General features: G+C 36.4%; 10 protein-coding genes. 3 read left to right on the top strand and 7 right to left on the bottom strand.

From position 1 onward, the window contains the following. Positions 1 to 15: 15 nt before the first annotated feature. From ABXT67_RS06290 to ABXT67_RS06275, 4 genes are all read right to left on the bottom strand, one after another. A complete protein-coding gene (locus ABXT67_RS06290; RefSeq protein ID WP_415376425.1) occupies positions 16 to 6,714 on the bottom strand; it encodes a PfaB family protein in 6,699 nt (2,232 codons plus the stop codon). 31 nt (positions 6,715 to 6,745) lie between these two features. Next, complete coding sequence (locus ABXT67_RS06285; RefSeq protein WP_415376424.1) at positions 6,746 to 9,163, bottom strand: SDR family NAD(P)-dependent oxidoreductase; 2,418 nt, start codon at positions 9,161 to 9,163, stop codon at positions 6,746 to 6,748. A 77-nt stretch (positions 9,164 to 9,240) separates the two neighbouring features. Further along, positions 9,241 to 13,866: a beta-ketoacyl synthase N-terminal-like domain-containing protein gene (locus ABXT67_RS06280; protein WP_415376423.1), complete on the bottom strand. Its 4,626-nt coding sequence runs from the start codon at positions 13,864 to 13,866 to the stop codon at positions 9,241 to 9,243. Positions 13,867 to 13,872: 6 nt separating this feature from the next. Beyond that, complete coding sequence (locus tag ABXT67_RS06275; protein WP_415376422.1) at positions 13,873 to 14,490, bottom strand: TetR/AcrR family transcriptional regulator; 618 nt, start codon at positions 14,488 to 14,490, stop codon at positions 13,873 to 13,875. Between the two features lie 116 nt (positions 14,491 to 14,606). Here ABXT67_RS06275 and ABXT67_RS06270 point away from each other — a divergent pair, with 116 nt between their 5' ends. Beyond that, positions 14,607 to 15,263, top strand: coding sequence for a 4'-phosphopantetheinyl transferase family protein (locus ABXT67_RS06270; protein ID WP_415376421.1), 657 nt, complete (start codon positions 14,607 to 14,609; stop codon positions 15,261 to 15,263). Between the two features lie 87 nt (positions 15,264 to 15,350). Here the strand turns inward: ABXT67_RS06270 and ABXT67_RS06265 are convergent, their stop codons facing one another. From ABXT67_RS06265 to ABXT67_RS06255, 3 genes are all read right to left on the bottom strand, one after another. After that, entirely contained in the window at positions 15,351 to 15,575 is a 225-nt protein-coding gene (locus tag ABXT67_RS06265; protein WP_415376943.1) for a LytTR family transcriptional regulator DNA-binding domain-containing protein, read from the bottom strand. Between the two features lie 251 nt (positions 15,576 to 15,826). Then, a complete protein-coding gene (locus ABXT67_RS06260) occupies positions 15,827 to 16,066 on the bottom strand; it encodes a hypothetical protein (RefSeq protein WP_415376420.1) in 240 nt (79 codons plus the stop codon). Next, positions 16,059 to 16,604, bottom strand: coding sequence for a histidine kinase (locus ABXT67_RS06255; protein ID WP_415376419.1), 546 nt, complete (start codon positions 16,602 to 16,604; stop codon positions 16,059 to 16,061). The genes ABXT67_RS06260 and ABXT67_RS06255 overlap by 8 nt, the downstream gene beginning before the upstream one ends. On the opposite strand from ABXT67_RS06255, the gene ABXT67_RS06250 reads away from it, so the two are divergent. Next, positions 16,603 to 16,758: a T9SS type A sorting domain-containing protein gene (locus ABXT67_RS06250; protein WP_415376942.1), complete on the top strand. Its 156-nt coding sequence runs from the start codon at positions 16,603 to 16,605 to the stop codon at positions 16,756 to 16,758. The genes ABXT67_RS06255 and ABXT67_RS06250 overlap by 2 nt on opposite strands. 329 nt (positions 16,759 to 17,087) lie before the next feature. Further along, positions 17,088 to 17,450 carry a hypothetical protein gene (locus tag ABXT67_RS06245; protein WP_415376418.1) on the top strand — a complete coding sequence of 121 codons (363 nt, stop codon included), beginning with the start codon at positions 17,088 to 17,090 and terminating at the stop codon, positions 17,448 to 17,450. Positions 17,451 to 17,460: the final 10 nt, after the last annotated feature.

Below are 17,460 nucleotides of genomic sequence, written 5' to 3'. Positions count from 1 at the left end.
GTTTCCAATGTCCTTTTAAGCTTCTTGAATTCCCAACGCCAAATCTGTTAACTGGTAAATTCTTGTGCCTTCGTTCCATAGATATGCATTGGCAATTAGCACCAAAGTATCTCCTCGTTTTTCTATGGTTTTAAAATGCACTTCTAAATGCATATTCTCTACATTCACTTTTATTTGTCCACGGTATTTCCACTCAGTTTTATGGTTCTCGACTTGAACAAATCGCGGGTTTTTAAAGTCTTTCCCTAAATCTTGTTGCAAAGCAAATAACTGCATCGCTTGTGAAATAGCTTCTACTCCTAAAGATCCTGGCATTACTGGATCAGAATAAAAATGACAAGTAAAAAACCAATCGTATGTATGAATTGCCTTAGAACAATGGATGTATCCTTTGTCAAATTCTCCTCCGTTTTTCACGACCAAACCGCTGTCTAATAAGTTGAGTTGGTCTTCTGCCAAACGGAAGGTATTCGCTTTGTCTTTCTCTTTATACAATTTCATTTTTGCGTATAAAGAATCTAGTTTTATTTGGAAGTAATCCTTGGTTGTCAAATTGTTTTGCACATACCAAGCTGCGACGTCTTCACCTTTATCTAAGCCCACTTGTTGCGCTAAGGCTTCCTTCGGAAAGAATCCAAAAGAAGAAAACCCTTTATAGAATATATGCCCATCTAAAGATACTTCAAACAAGTATTTCTGAATTACAAAACCTCCTAATGCTGTAGAAGAAGTTAAAGTTGATTTGTTCTTAATCACTTTTCCTCTAAAGTCAGTACCTGAAGGCAACTCTAATAGTTCACCATCACCATCTAGGTTTCTAAAGTATAAATCTTTGTCCGGGAACTGCAGCGTGCTTCCTAAATATGCACCTAATAAACCACAAGGCTGTAAGGCAATTTCCATCAATACCGCGTAAGGCATGGTCATTGAAGCATTTTGTTTGTAATACCAAACATCTTGAGGCACGTCGTATTCTGTCCAAATGTTTGTTGCTTTTGAGAAATTAAAACGCTCTCCGTCAATTTTAACCACTCGGCTTACCACTTGTAAATCGGTATTAGGTTGGCGCGACAAAGCTCTGTTGTCATAAACCGCATATTCCGGGCCAAAACAGTCGGCTAATCTTCCCAAAGCAAATGTCTCGATGTCCGTTTCATTTAGCAAAACGTTCTCGGTTATTTTCTTAGGTTGTTCTAAGTATTTCGGATTGTCTTTTTCTCTTATTTGCAATCCTAAATTAGCAAAATGAACCGTAATGACACCATCTACAATAATTTCTAAATCCCCAATCACATAAGGATCAGGCAACAATCCTATCTCTTTAATTACTAGGCGATACGTTAGTACTTTATCATTAGGAGTCACTTCTTTTCTACATCTTACTTTTTGTGGTAGTCCATAAATTGGTTGGAAACGGGCGTCTTTTTTAAGGCGTTGTAATCCGAGCATCATCATAAAGAAACGAAGTAAATTTCCACCCCCTTCTGCTTGCAGAGAACCTGCTAAAACTTGGTCGTCTCTAAAATGACAGGGGAAATACCAATCATCCGGACTCAGGTCTTTTTCCGCTATAATTTCTCCTAAGCCATAAGCACCACCATTGACGTCTGCCTTAGTAATACGGTCTAACATTAGCATTTTTTCTGGAGCAAGTCGAATTGATTTATTTCTTCCATTGGGGAAATAAGAAATATCGTCAAAACATTTATGAGCATCTCCATTGATTAGATGCCTTAAATCTTCAATATCAAAAGAAGTCTTTTTGGTAGTTAAAAAAGGAATGAATGTTTTCTTTTCTACGCCCGCCAACACTTTCTTTTCACTGTCGGTATAAACGACTCCATTTCCTTTACTCAATTCTTCATAGGTAAAGAAACCAGCAACTCCATTGGTCATCTTCAGCACCATACGGTCTTCTACAAAACACTCGTAGCTAAAAAAGAACAATAGATTACGACCATTTCTAACAAACGAATTTATAGAAATATCATACCGCAAAGTTTGCCCTTCGAAAGGCAAATCGTCTATAAAGTTTAAGGTACAATCCAATAAACGATACACATAATCTCCTTTATTTTCTAAATCGATTCCTAAATAAGAAATCAGCATTAAGTCACATTGCCCAGATTCTACAGACACTGCCCAAGGAATTTGTGTGTCGGTTGCATACCCAGAATTGTAAGGAATATCATATTCCGTTTGCATCGTAGAAGGTTTATATTCTCCTAATTTAGCATCTAAACCGGTAACTCTACTCACCAATAAATAAGGATCCATTGGCAACATTACCCTGCGTTTATATTGGTCAATGACATTGTATTCTGCACCAAAAACATTTCCGATTTTTCCTTCTGAAAATTCAATTAAATCTTCTTTGGTGAAAATCACATTTTTATCTTTTAAATGATTTGGATCATTAAAATCTTGTAATTTTAAACCATTTTCTGCAATCTTGACAGTAGTTTTAGCCGCAGTTTTTGGTCTTGAAGTTTCTATCATATTAAATTTTTTTTCTCCTATATGTGTCGTTGTAATCGACTGACTATAGCCTGTATTTATTATTGTATTTTGTGCTTTTTCTTTTCGCTTGATTGTAGCAAACTGATTTTTCATGTTTTCAGATAATAACACATCATAAACAGGCCTTCCTCCTGTTTCTACTTTTTTAGTAAAGCGTTTTTTGAGTTGTTTCTGATTTTTATTAGGATATAATAAGCTTAAATCAATGTCAATTCCGTTAGAGATTAATTGCGCCAAACATTCGTATAAGGACTGTATCGAGCTCGTACCTTTCTTGTCTATAGCACAAGCGGAGTGTTTATTTTGGTCTAGTGTATCCTTTATCCAATTGGTACAGGTGCTATTTGGCCCGAGTTCTACAAACGTGCTAAATCCGTTCGTTGACATTTTTTTGGTGAAAGCGGGAAAATCCACTGTTTTATGGCAAACTTTTGTAGAGTTTTCTGCGATTGTTAAGGAATCCATTGGAATTTTCTCACCCGTTAAACTAGAATAGAAATCAACCTCTGGTTGGTTTTCTAATGGGAAATTATGCATTTCAATCAATCCATCATATTCTTTTTTACAAAATTCGTTATGAATAATATTTTGAAAAGGCACTAGGACAGAAGCACAATTAAGAGCGGCAATTAAAGTCTCACATTGACTTTTATCTCCAGAAATTATCAACTCTTTTTTAGAGTTTACAAAAGTGATGGAGACTTTATCATGGTTTGAAATTTGAGCTTCTACTTTTTCTTTACTTTCTAATAAAATCCAACTTTGCCATCTAGCCTTCGCTTCTTCCGTACTGATATTCCATTCTTCGGCTAATAATTCTAAATCACCGGAAAACTTATTTTTAAAAATTGGGGAGTTGCGGAATATTTTGGTTCCCTCTCCTGGATTCCAAATGTCGAATGCATACCACATAGAACTGCATTCACCCATAGAATATCCCATAGCTGCTTTTGGCTTTACACCGAAATATTCTCGTAAGATATGAGTATACAGGGTGGAATAAAGTACTCCTGCCGACATCATAGAAATCGCATCACCCTGAATGTTTGGCGAAGGAGTTGCACTGTCTTGCTTTTTAGGGAATAAATAATCTAGACCAAAGAAATCTTTAAGGTTTGGAATTCGGTTTTCGAAATCGCTTAAGAGATTTGGGAAAAACTGAAATAAATCTTGCCCTAACCCCTCATAACTCGTTGCTGAACCTGGATATACAAATGCTAAATCTCCTTTAGCTGCACTTGGATTTGGACTAAAGAAAGAACCACTTGGTAATTTAATATCTGTCTTTTTAGCAAATGCTATTTCCAATTGTTTTTCTATAAACGTGATATCTTGAACTATAGATTTCAGACCAGAAGCAATTAAAACAATACTATATGTAGCTTTGGTTTTTGAAGCTTTATCGAAATAAGCCTGCGCTATAAAATCCAGATCATCAACGAGAATGTCTTTACTAATTAGGTCTAGGTTTTCTCTAAGTTCCTTTTGGGTATTTCCTTTTAAAACAAACAAATGCTTTTTTAGAAAATTATCAATTTTATTGTGTTTTGAGTTTGAAGATTCAGATAGTTTTATACGAGAATTTAAACTCAAATTCACTAGTGCTTGTCTAGGGTATTCTGTTTCGTTAATCCAAGGTCTAGACTGGCTCGGAAAATAGTACGCACTATTTTTTAACGCATCGTTTTTTACTGATTTCCAATTCGGAATCCCTGGTATAAATTGATGATACAAACAAAGTGCTGTTTTTACAATGGAGGCCAATCCAGCCGCAGCAAAAGTATGCCCTATATTAGCTTTTACCGAGCCTAATGCAATGCTATTATCCGAAGTATTAGTTAATAATTGGGATTGCTCCAGTTTATCTTCCTGCTTAAATCCAGAAGCCACTAATTCTTGTAAAGCGATATTTTTATCAGTTGCTAAATCTCCTATAGCGTCAATAGTAGCATAAACAGTGTCTGTTTTGGTAATTGCGTCATTTGCTTTTAAAACAATTGCCGATGCTCCTTCTCCAATCAACCAACCATAATCGTCCGTATTAAAGGACAAACTTGGATGTTTCCCTTGATTTACACTATCTACTAGGTTTCTTAAGAGCACAGCTTCCATACTACCAGAAAATTCGACCGCCCCCACAACAACCGCATCAACTTCACCCAAAGACAGCATATTTTGCGCCACTTCTAAAGCTCTTGTTGTACCATTGCTTCCGTTGGTAATTGTAAATGAAGGACCATTAAAATCCCATAAGGCCGAAATACGGCTCGACATAATATTACCCACAAAACTGGTATGCTGAGATGGTGTTTGTACGTCCCCTATTTGATATAATATATTACGACACTCCTCTAAGAGTGTTGTTTTTTGTGTTTCCTCTAAATCGATTCCGGCACTATCTAAAGCTTTATTTAGTTGCCATTCACTGTCCCAACGCGCCAAGTAATTATGTATGGCAAGTTCAGGATTCATAGCAATTAAAACAGCTACATTTTCTCCCATTTTCAAGTTTGAATTTTGAATGGCTTGGTCTGCCACTTTTAAAATCAAAGCTTGCTGTGGCTCCATAGTACCAATTTCATTGGGTTGGATTTTATAACGCATTAAATCCATCTCAAACTCAGATATAAAATTCCCTTTAATGCGGTTTTTAGTATCTAAACCAAAATCGGTTAATAATTCACTATTGTTCTCAAAACCCTTCCATCTATTCAACGGCATCTGAGAAAAATGCTGCTTTCCTTCAAAAATAGATTGGTAAAAACTAGCGAGCGTATCGCAATCACCAAAATGAACTTCCATACTAGTGATGGCCATCTTTTTTAGTGTAACGTCTGTGTGTTTTTTACTTTTTTCTTCACCATGACTTTCGACAACTAGATGAGCATTGGTGCCACCAAAGCCAAAAGAGTTTACAGCGGCTTGTTTATAGTCTGTTTCCCATTTTAAAGTTTCTTCTATGATTTGCTCTCTCTCAAACCAACCATTTTTAGATTGAATTGCCTCAGACATATTAATTCCTGGGGGAATCAAATTATGTTCCATAGAAAGCAACACTTTCATTAAACTAGGCATTCCTGCAGCAGTTAACATATGGCCCATATTCGATTTCACAGAACCTAAACGCAATTTAACTGGATTGTCTCCAAAAAAAATTTCGAGTGAATTAATTTCAGTAACATCACCAAGAGGAGTACCTGTTGCGTGGCATTCTATATAGGAGGTGTTTTCTTTAGAAATAGTTCCATTATAAGCTCTTTCATAAGCCAATGTTTGTCCTTTCGGATTCGGACTCAATAAAAATTTACCCGCTCCGTCATTAGATAAACCAATTCCTGAAATAACGCCAATGATGTTATCTCCATCTTTTTCCGCATCCGATAAACGTTTCAGAAGAATCATCCCAGCACCTTCAGACGATACTAATCCCGAAGAATCTTTGTCTAATGGTGAGTATTTTTTATCGTGGGCTGCATAGGCGTGGAAAATAGAAAACCCCATATGGATAAACAATTGGTCTGAAGAGCAAACTGCACCCGCCAACATCATATCTGCTTTACCTGTTAATAATTCATCACAAGCCATTTTAATGGCATACAGTGAAGAAGCGCAAGCAGCATCTAAATCGAAATTTGTCCCTTTTAAACCTATTATATTTTTGACCAACTCTGAAACATCTCCTTCTAAAGGATTGTTTTTTGGAATTTCATATTCAGTTGCTGGAATTTCAAAACTGTCGTCTTTTAACAGGCTTCTAATTCCTTTTTCGAGGGTTTTTGCGTAGATAGGAGCAAGAATTTTATGGGATGACTTTGTTGGAAAAGATAAATTTCCGAAGATTACACCACAAGTATCTAAAGCTTGGGGGCTACTCCAATAACCCCCGTTAATTAAAGCATCCTTGGTCACTTGCAAGCCCCATTGATACATTTGGTCTAAATCACTTAGGTCCTCAGAACCAAAATCTGCACTATTAAATTTATAATCACGAATATATCCTCCACGTAATGAGTAGCAACGATCTATAACTCCCTTTTCTTTTTTATAAAAGAGTTCTGGATCTGCGCCAAAATCATCTTTTGTAGCCATACCGGTTAAGTCTTTTTTATCCATAAGGTTGTTCCAAAACTCTTGTAAAGTTTTAGACCCGGGAAAAAGGGATGACATACCTATGATTGCTATTTTTTCTTTCATTTTTCTTTTTGATTGTAGCCGTTAGCGCGCACTACCAGGTTAACCCTTCTGAAACCGTTAATCCCGCACCTTCAGTAAATAAAAATACCGCTCCATTTTCATCGTATACAGTACAATCTGCAATCATTTTTGCAGGTGAGTTCTCTTGTATTTTTATGTGTACATAGAAACTTTTGTCTGCAGGAATTTCTCCATACACGAATCCTTTTAAGGTTTGTAAAGGCAGACTATTGGCCCCATTATGAAACTTTTGTACCCATACCACCATCCCTTGATATTGAATATCTAAGAAAAACGCATTCAAGCTAGTGCTAGGAAACTGCCCTTGGTCTTCAAAAGAAACTGCTGGCGCTTTACATTTTAATAAAACTTGCTCCTTATCCATTGACACAACTTCTTCTATACCTTGGTAAAAAGCACCGTGAAATAAAGAACCATCTTTATAAAAAGTAGCCCCATCTAGGTTGTTCTCTTTTAAACTAGGTGTTTGAAATTTAGGTTTATCAGCACGCTTTCGAGAAAGTGTAACTGTAGATCGGTAATGATTTAAAGGGAGCTTTGCTCCTCTACCATACACCGTTACATTACAGACTATATGGTCTGCTGTTTTACTTTGCTCTTTCACTTCTGTGAAATACAGCTCTTTTTCTGTACCATCGAAAACAATCCCTTTAAATAGTTTTACATTTTCTATGCTTGCTAATTTGTAATCTGGGAATAATTTTACACAAGAATCTGCCATCCAAGCTGTAGCGTTTACCATTGGCAAGACAGGACTTCCTTGAATAACGTGATGGTTTAAAAACACATTATCTTTCAGACTTAAATTTCGTTGAATTGTGTAGGTCTTGAGATCCCCAGAAATATCTGAAATACCCGCAGGTAAGGTACCGCCAATAATTACTTGAGGTTGATTGTGATATGCCCCATTTAATTCTTGAACAAAACGAGCAGCTCCGCCTAGATGATTCACTAAAGAAACGCCTGCTTCCTCAAACATTTTCTGTAATTCTGGACTCACCATTCCGCCTTCCCAAGCTCCCCAATTAATCGCGGTAACTTTTGTGTTTGGATGGTTTGTACTAAACAAATGTGCCGCAGTACTCAAAATTTCGTTTGCCATCGCATAATCCGATTGCCCAACATTTCCGTAGAAACCCGCTACCGATGAAAACATAATCAAATGTTTCAATTCATTGATATTGACCATTTTTAAAAGACCTAATAAACCGTCTAATTTTACCGAAGTAACCTTATCAAAAATATCTTCTGTCTTGTCTTGAATTAGTTTATCTGCTAAACGACCAGCGCCGTGAATGATTCCGGTAATTTTTCCCCATTGCTTTTCAATGTCAAGTAATTCAGGCTTGATTGTTAAATTTGTAACGTCACCAGCGACATAAACCGCATCTCCCCCATTTGCTTTTATATGAGCAATGGTCTCTTCAATTTCCTTTTTGGCAACGTATTTATTAAACGTACTATTCAATCCTTTAATCGAAACTTTTTCGCCGCTAGCTTTCATCTCCAGCATTATGGCATTTTTAAGTTTTGCAGGATTATCTTCATTTAAAGCATATGTGGGTAACTCAAAATCTAAAGAGGACCTCCCTAGTAAAATGAATTTAGACCTAAAAGAAATGTTCATTTCTTTGATACAAGTAGCGGTAACGCCTCTGCCTCCTCCGGCTACTAAAAATACATCTTTGTCTGTAACGGTTTGTTGGTAGTTTTTGGCAGCAGGCGATTCGTTAGCGGTCACCTCATACGTCATTCGACCATTTTCATTGATGGCGACATCTACATAACGAACATCTGCATCATGCAATTCTAGGAATACATTATCTGCAATTTCTTTCGCAGCTAATTCGGGTTTTGCATCTATAGCCCTACAAAATACAGGAGACCATTCTAGGTTCATACACTTCGTTAATCCAGATAATCCACCAGCAACTATTGAAATATCAGACCGCTTGTCCATTCCAAATTTTCCGTCTAAACGAGATACTGTCATAAAAGCAGTTCTTTGTGTTTTGCTCGCAGTATTTAAGGGGGCTTGTAAATATTTCGCCAATAAGAACGTTGCTTTTAGCAAGGAGCGTTCTCTGTCAAAATGTTGTGTGAAGTTATGTCCCGAAAATGTAAAATGTGGATGTAAATAAATAAAAGCGCCAATTTCATTTTTAACCAAGATCGTATCTATTGCAGCTTTTATATTTTGATCGTTTATTTCTGAAACAGGAATTCCATTTTTTATAGACGCATTCTTTTTGAAAGTATCGAATTGAATTACGATAACAGTATACCCTTCACTTTCTAATTTTGCCTTTACAGCCAGCGTCAAATCACTTCCTTCATCTGTAATTACAAGAGGTTTTAAGGCCGCAATGTCTTGGACTAATATATCTACTTTAGGAATGAATTTTAAGCCAATCGATTTTCTTGGCACCTTGTGAAAGTTAGTAGGCAAAGAGAATTCTTGCTTTGAAGAATCCTCCTTGATGACTGAATCTTTTTGACCCTTAATTACGCTAGGCTGAGGCTTTTTTTTTTACTTGAAATCCCAGCTTTCTCGGAAATGTAATCAACGATTTCTTGTAAGGTCCTTAGTTCTGTTAGGTCATTAGGATTGATATCTGTTAATTTATCTGATTGCTCAGTAATGGCTCCAAAAATCTCTACACGTTTGATAGAATCGATTCCTAAATCGGCTTCCATATCCATACTCAATTCTAGCATTTCAGCAGGATAACCTGTTTTGTCTGCAACTACGCTGAGCATAAGATCTAACATCTCTGAATTTCCTTCGGAAAGAGCAGTCGTTTCAACTACTGGAGTAGAGGACAAATCATTGGACACAACTTCAGGAGTCACTGCTATTGGTGCAGCAACTGGAGTAGAAGTGGCGCTTATTCCAGCTTTCGCAGAAATGTAATCCACAATCTCTTGTAGCGTCCTTAGTTCTGTTAAGTCGTTAGGATTGATATCTGTTAATTTATCTGATTGCTCAGTAATGGCTCCAAAAATCTCTACACGCTTGATAGAATCGATTCCTAAATCTGCTTCCATATCCATACTCAATTCTAACATTTCAGCAGGATAGCCTGTTTTATCTGCGACTACGCTTAACATAAGGTCTAACATCTCTGAATTTCCTTCCGAAGAGACCGTTGTTTCAGCTATTGGGGTAGCAACGGGAGCAGAAGTTTCAGCAACAGGAGCTATTTCTTTTGGTGTTGCGACAGGCGCAGAAGTAGCGCTTATTCCAGCTTTCGCGGAAATGTAATCCACAATTTCTTGCAGTGTTCTAAGCTCTGTTAAGTCGTTAGGGTTGATGTCCGTTAATTTATCTGATTGCTCAGTAATGGCCCCAAAAATCTCCACACGTTTGATAGAATCGATTCCTAAATCTGCTTCCATATCCATACTTAATTCTAACATTTCTGAAGGATATCCCGTTTTGTCTGCAACTACACTTAACATAAGGTCTAACATTTCTGAATTTCCTTCCGCAGGAGTCCTTGGCTCAGCTATTGGTGTAGCAGCAGGAGCAGAAGTTTCAGCAACAGGAGCTGTTTCTTTTGGTGTTGCAACAGGCGCAGAAGTAGCGCTTATTCCAGCTTTCGCGGAAATGTAATCCACAATTTCTTGTAATGTTCTAAGTTCTGTTAAGTCGTTAGGGTTGATGTCCGTTAATTTATCTGATTGCTCAGTAATAGCGCCAAAAATCTCCACACGTTTGATAGAATCGATTCCTAAATCGGCTTCCATATCCATACTTAATTCTAACATTTCTGAAGGATATCCCGTCTTGTCTGCAACTACGCCTAACATAAGGTTTAGCATTTCCGAATTTTCAGCAGCAGGAGCTGTGCTCACAACCTTTTGGGCTACTGGCTTAGCTATTGGCGCTGAGGACTGAACCGGAATAGGTGTTTCTGTAGATTCCGTAACAGCTGCCAAATTTGCCATAGTTAACGGTGCTTTTGGTGCTTCTAAAACATTTTGTTCAGGGGCATAATTTCCTGATAACAGGCCTAATAATTGCGCCGTTTGTTTGTTTTGTTCCATCAAAATTGTCTGGAACATATCCAATGTTTTAGATTGGTTTTCTTTAATGCCATCAATGGCACTTTTAATAACATCTACCATCATATCGTCTTCTGTTTCTTGGTCTGAACTAACTTCATTTGTATATGTAGGAACTGCGTTTATAACTTCTGAGATAACTTCAATTTCCTTAATATCTTCTTCTGTTTTAATAATATTTGTTGCTCCGCTCACTTTAAATCCGTTATTTAAAACATCTTTATACGCTTTTTGCGTTGTTGGGCTCACATAATTATTCCCAGCGATTTTAACTGCCATTTTAGGTTGGGCTAAGGGAGCAGATTCTTGACGCGCGTTGCTGTCTATAGCTCCTAATTGACATCCTAAAACTTGTAATTGTATCGCAGCTTCTCTAATTTGTAAATCACTGTTTTTAGTCGCTTTTGCATTTGTAGCTACTACAAAATGTTCTTTATCTGCTAAGATATCTTTCACCAGATTTGTTAAAATAGACTTCGGCCCAAACTCAACAAAGACTCTTGCCCCAGCGGCGTACATATTTTCAATTTCACTTTTAAAATCAACCGAATTTAAAATATGCTGTGCTAGGATTTTTTTAATTTCACTGGCTTGAGTTGGGTATGCATCTCCAGTAAAATTTGAGTACACAGGAAGTACTGGGCTTAAAAATTTTACAGCCTTTATACTTTTCTCAAAAGGCTTTTGTGCGTGTCCAACGCAGTCTGTATGAAAAGCAGCAGAAACAGGCAATAAAACAGAGCGGAATTTTTTAGTGTCTAAAAGTGTTTTTACCTTCGTTATACCTTCTGTTGTTCCCCCTAAAACTATTTGGTTTGATGCGTTTATATTTGCTATAGACACACCGGTTATACCAGCAATTAAAGGCTTAATTTCTAAAGCAGAAGCTTTAACAGCTAACATAGTACCTGCATCACCACTTACATTTTCACCTGCCATAGCTTTACCACGAGCAATTGCAAGTGTCATATAGTCGCTTTCGCTGAGTACGCCTGATGCGCAAAGAGCAGTAAGCTCACCAAAACTATGTCCTGCCGCCATATCACTTGCGAAACCAGCATTTTTAAATACCTTATAATAGCCTAAACTTATGGCACCAATTGCCGGTTGTGCAAATTCTGTATTTGTAATGTTTTTTTCTAAAATTGCTTTATCCTCGACTGTAAATACCGGTTTTGGGTACATTTTATTTGCTAAATTATTTCCCTTTTTAGCATCAAAATCGGCAATAGTTTTTTGTAGAGTTTCAAAACTACTAGTCGCCTCTTTTCCCATATTAGCATATTGAGAACCTTGACCAGAGAATAATGAAGCAACCTTCGCTGTGCTTGAAATTCCATTGGGTCTAAAGAATATTCCCTTTGGATGCGACCAAGCCTCCTTGTTACTTTCTAATTGTGTTACTGCTATTTCTAAATTGGCGATACAATCAATCAAAGATTCAGCTACAAAACCTAAACGAGCTTCGTTTTGTTTTGCAGTGCCTTGCTTTGACTTTTCTTTTAAATTGTAAAATGCGGTTGTTCTTTCTTTTGACTTTAAACCAGCGATCGTGTTTTTACTAATGGTTAACAATTCGCTAGCATCTGCAGCTTTTATATAAATACTGTGGAATGTTTGATGCATTCTATCTTTAAACGAAGTCTTGTTTTCATACTCTTCCATTGCAAAATGAACGTTGACCCCACCAAATCCAAAAGCAGATAAACCAGCTCTGCGAGGCACTCCATTTTTAAACCAAGGTCTTGTTTCAGCATTTACATAGAAGGGAGATTTTTCAATCCCAAATTTTTCGTGAGGCTTCGTTACGTTTATAGTACCCGGCAATACTTTATGATATAAAGCTAAAGCCGCTTTTATCATTCCAGCAGCACCTGCGGCTGCCTTTGTATGACCGATTTGCGATTTTACAGAACCAATAGCAATATGGTTTAGTGTAGGATCACTTTTACCAAAAACCATAGACATCGACTCAAACTCAGCAGCATCACCAGCTCCAGTTGCAGTACCATGACCTTCAATTAATTTTACCGTAGACGCATCGTAGCCGGCCTCGTCATAAGCGCGTTGCATGGCTAAAGCTTGCCCGTGAGGACGCGGTGCGTACACTGATTTGTAACGACCATCACTAGAAGAGCCAACTCCAGTCAATAGACCGTAAATTCTATCTCCATCTCGTTCTGCGTCTTCTAATCTTTTTAACACTAGCATCCCAACGCCTTCTCCGATCAACATTCCGTCAGAATCGGTATCAAACGGACGAATACTCCCTTTTTGTGAAAAAGCAGGGGTTTTAGAGAAAGACATATACATAAACGGAGAGTTATCTGTATCGACACCACCGGTTAACATCATATCACATCTTCCTTCAATCAATTCAGAAACTGCCATTTTAATAGCAGATAGTGAAGCCGCACATGCTGCATCCACCACAGAGTTAATCCCCCCTAAATCAAAACGATTGGTGATTCGACCTGAGATAACATTTCCTAACATACCCGGAAAAGAATTTTCATTCCATCCTATATATGCTTTCTTCATTTTTTCAATAATATGTGGAATATCCGCATCGCTAATTCCACTACTCTTCAAGGCTGCCTCCCAAATAGGAGCTTGCAGCCTAGAGGTAAGAGGAGTAATTAATTTTTGACCTCCTCCAACCCCTAGGATCACACCAGTTCTTTCTTTTAAAAGCGCTGTAAATTTATCAGATTCTCTACCATAACCAGCGTCTTCAAAAGCATCTCTAGCCCCTATTAAGGACAGTAGCTGAGATGCGTCTGTAACTTCTAAAATGTTTGGAGGCAAACCAAATTCCATTGGATTGAAGTCTACATCAGGTATAAAACCGCCCTTTTTACAATAGGTCTTATCTGCCACTCTAGGGTCAGCATCATAGTAATCTTCTATTTTCCAACGCGATTCAGGAACATCTACAATACTATCTTTTTGATTGATAATATTGTTCCAAAATTCAGCTACATTGCTTGCATCCGCAAACATAGCAGACAAACCAATAATTGCTACTGGAGTTTTTTTAAGTGAACTATTGATAGTGTCCATATTTTTTTATTCTATGTTTAAGTAAAGGTGTTTTTGTTTTTCAACTTCCAAAAGACCTTCTTCGGTACAAAACCCTCTTAGGTATGCAACCATAATACCTTCAGTAAGTCTGGCTTTCGAAAATTGTTTGGAGGGAAATATTTTTGAATTGTTACACAATTTTAGCAGTGTTTGAATTGCAGCCATTGTAACTTCAGAATCCATATCTTTTCTGAACAAGCCTTCTTTTACACCCCATTTAGATAGATACAGCAATTCGCGAAAGGCAAATTCTACATTCTTTTCATAAGAGTCTTTTAAAACACTAGGATAATATTTTAGTATGTCTTTATAAAAGTTTGAATTGCTATAATCTGCCCTTTTCAAAATTTGTTGTTGAATCATTCCCATTGCTTCAATGGCAGAGCTACAGGTGTTAATGATTTCGTCGTTATTACTTCTAATGCCCGCTAGATATTGCTCTACACAAGCTTGCATTAAATCAGTTTTATCTATAAAATGATTATAAATCGTCCGTTTTGAGGTGCTCAATTCCTTACTGATGTCTGCAATAGTTACAGATTTCACACCATTTTTTAAGTATAATTGAGTGGTTATCTTTACGATATATTCTTTCGTAATCATTTACTTTACTTAAATTTGACTGTTCGGTACTATTTGTTAAAATCTGGTACCAAAAATAATGAATTATAGCGGAGACTATTTGATATATTATCATAAATATTTTACAAAAGGATTGGATGCAAAAAATATCGATCGTAAAAATGCCAGAAAGCAACACTTTTTTCACCAAAGAAATGTTGCTAAAAAACCTTCCTGAATCCACGTGGGAAAGGGCGAACAGGTATTTAGACAAAGTCGATTCTTTGAGTTACATTACTGGACGACTGTTGTTGAAAAAAGCATTGTTTAAAAACGGCATTTCCACTTCTTTATTGGAAGAAATACGCTACTCTGAACTTGGAAAACCGAGTTTTACGACTTATAATTTCTCCATTTCTCACAGCAATTGGTACGTTGCACTAATTTTTGGTACCAAGTTTTCTGTTGGAATTGATATTGAGAAGAAGAAAAATATTGATTTAAAACTATTCAACTATTTATTTACGCAAACGGAGTGGAGTTCTATTATTGAAGCTAAAAATTCTTTGGAGCGATTTTATTGGTTTTGGGTACGGAAAGAAGCTTTGTTAAAGGCCGCTGGATGTGCTTTGAAAGATTTAAAGCAATTAGAAGTATTTGAACATCACGGAATGTACAAGGATAAACGCTATTATTTTGAATCCTTCTATTTTGATGTTGACTTTAATGGAATAATAGCGATGGAGGAAAAGGTCCCTATTGCTGTAGAGTTTGTTGATATAACTAATTTACTGGAAGAATCATTCCATTTCTGATAATCAAATAGTTACTTCTAATACCCATTGTTCTTTTTTGAGTGGATCCCAATTGAGGAAGCCGTTAATTAGTTCTCATTGAAATCATTATGTATTTTTAATCATTTTCAAAAACGGAGCTCTTTTACTTCTCGAGACAGGAATATTTTCATTTCCAATAACCACGCAACCACCATTTAAGTATTTATCAATATAATTTAGATTAAGGAGATGAGATTTGTGTGGCAAATAAAATTCTTGTTGTTCAAACATTTTAGCAAAGTGTCCAATGCTATTAGCACTCATCATGGGTTTACGGTTGTTGATGTGTATTTTGGTATACCCATCTGTACCTTCGCAATGTTTAATGTCGCTAATGGCAATAAACTCTAATCCGTCTTGAGAAGGGATGATGACCTTCTTATCTTGAAGGGTTTTGGTCCCTAAATTTTCAATAATGGCTTTATTTTTTTGAAGCGCATTTTTTTCGTCTATGTTTTCTTTTGCTTTGGCTACTGCTTCTATTAAATCTTCATTATCTATAGGTTTTACTAGGTATCCTATAGCACAATGTTTAATTGCCTCTATGGCATGATCATCAAAAGCCGTAGCAAAAATGATTTAAAAATGGGGCTTTCTATATTTTCGAGTAAATCAAAGCCACTTATTTCTGGCATGGCTGTGTCTAGAAAAACCATTGCTTTTTTAGCATTCTGGCACGTAGCCACAATGTTTAACTCTGGACAAAGTCGTTCTATCTTATTTTTTAAAATTGTGGGCGCCTTGGGCTCATCATCCACTATAACGGTGTCTATACTAGTCATAAGATTGTTTTTGAAAAGTTAGCAAAACTTCGGTTCCAGTCTTAGTTGCGCTGTCTCCCAAGTCTTTTATGCTGTATGTAATATTCCAATCGCTGCTTTGTTGTAACATGGCTAATCGTTCTGCTAAAACTACAGAAGATTTTGATTGATAATTTTTAGATGCGTTTTTATAGATTCCTTTTGCTTTATTAATACCTATTCCATCATCTTGTATTAAAACGGAATAAGCATTCTTATTTTGTAATTCTTTAAACTCAATTAATATATTGCCATTACTTATTTTGTGAAAGATGCCATGATTAACAGCATTTTCAACAATGGGTTGTAAAATCATCGTTGGTATTTTGTAATCTTCAATATCCATAATAGTGACAACCATTATCTCAAAAGACAGTTTATCTTCAAATCTCATTTTTTCTATTTCTAGATAATGATTAAGTAGCAATATTTCTTCATTTAGGGTAATTTCCCGTCTTCTTGAATATTCAAAAAATAGCCTAATGAGTTTACTAAATTTAGATAGATGATTCTCCCTCATTTCAACCTCATTAGGAAGAGAAGTATGGTCTTTACAGTCTAACTCCTATACCGTTATAATACAAAGAGGTAGCTTAAATGCTGGTGTATATCTATTAAAAATAACTAGTGAAGATGGCGCACTAAGAACGACCAAGAAGTTGGTGCTTCAATAAAACATATAGATTCAATATGAAGCTCCTTTCAGTTAATACGGAAAGGAGCTTTTTTATTTACTACAGATGCACCGTACTTAATTTATATTTTGAATGTTTTTGTTGCTTCTTTTATGCCACTTAACTGCTCAAATTTTTAAACTAGTTCAGGAATCATTAATTGACCTGCTCTGGATTTATTTATAGTTTTATCAAATGGTTATTCTGGCAATCAAACGGTTGTTGACCGCAGGATCAACCGTTAGGACAAAGCCTTTTCTCGCCCTACTATTTAAGACGTACCTTGGGGGCACTATTAGCCAAACTAAAATGGCTAAGGCAGCTTATACATGGATATACACTGGAATACCACTATTATTAACCCAGAAGAATTAATTAAAATATCAAGAGGTGATACTAGCATTGTTTATAAATATTTACTTCAATTTCAAGAGTTAATTCCGCCACGGATAGAAAGTTTAGAAGAGAGTTTGAAAGTAGGAGACAGAAAAAAGACAAGACAATTATTACATCAAATGAGTCCACAATTACAATTTTTTGGAATCAAAGATATTGTACAACCCATTCGAAGATTGGAGCTTGAATATGAAACGATGCCATTTGAGGATTTAAGCTCTTTGGTAAATAATATTCTAATGAAGTTACACATAGCTATAAAAGACGTAGCTTTCGTCTTGGAAGAAAATTTCTAATAACTAACCA

It is taken from the genome of Patiriisocius sp. Uisw_017, assembly GCF_047731265.1.
Taxonomy (GTDB): domain Bacteria; phylum Bacteroidota; class Bacteroidia; order Flavobacteriales; family Flavobacteriaceae; genus Patiriisocius.
This window is presented reverse-complemented; position numbering and strand designations above follow the sequence as displayed.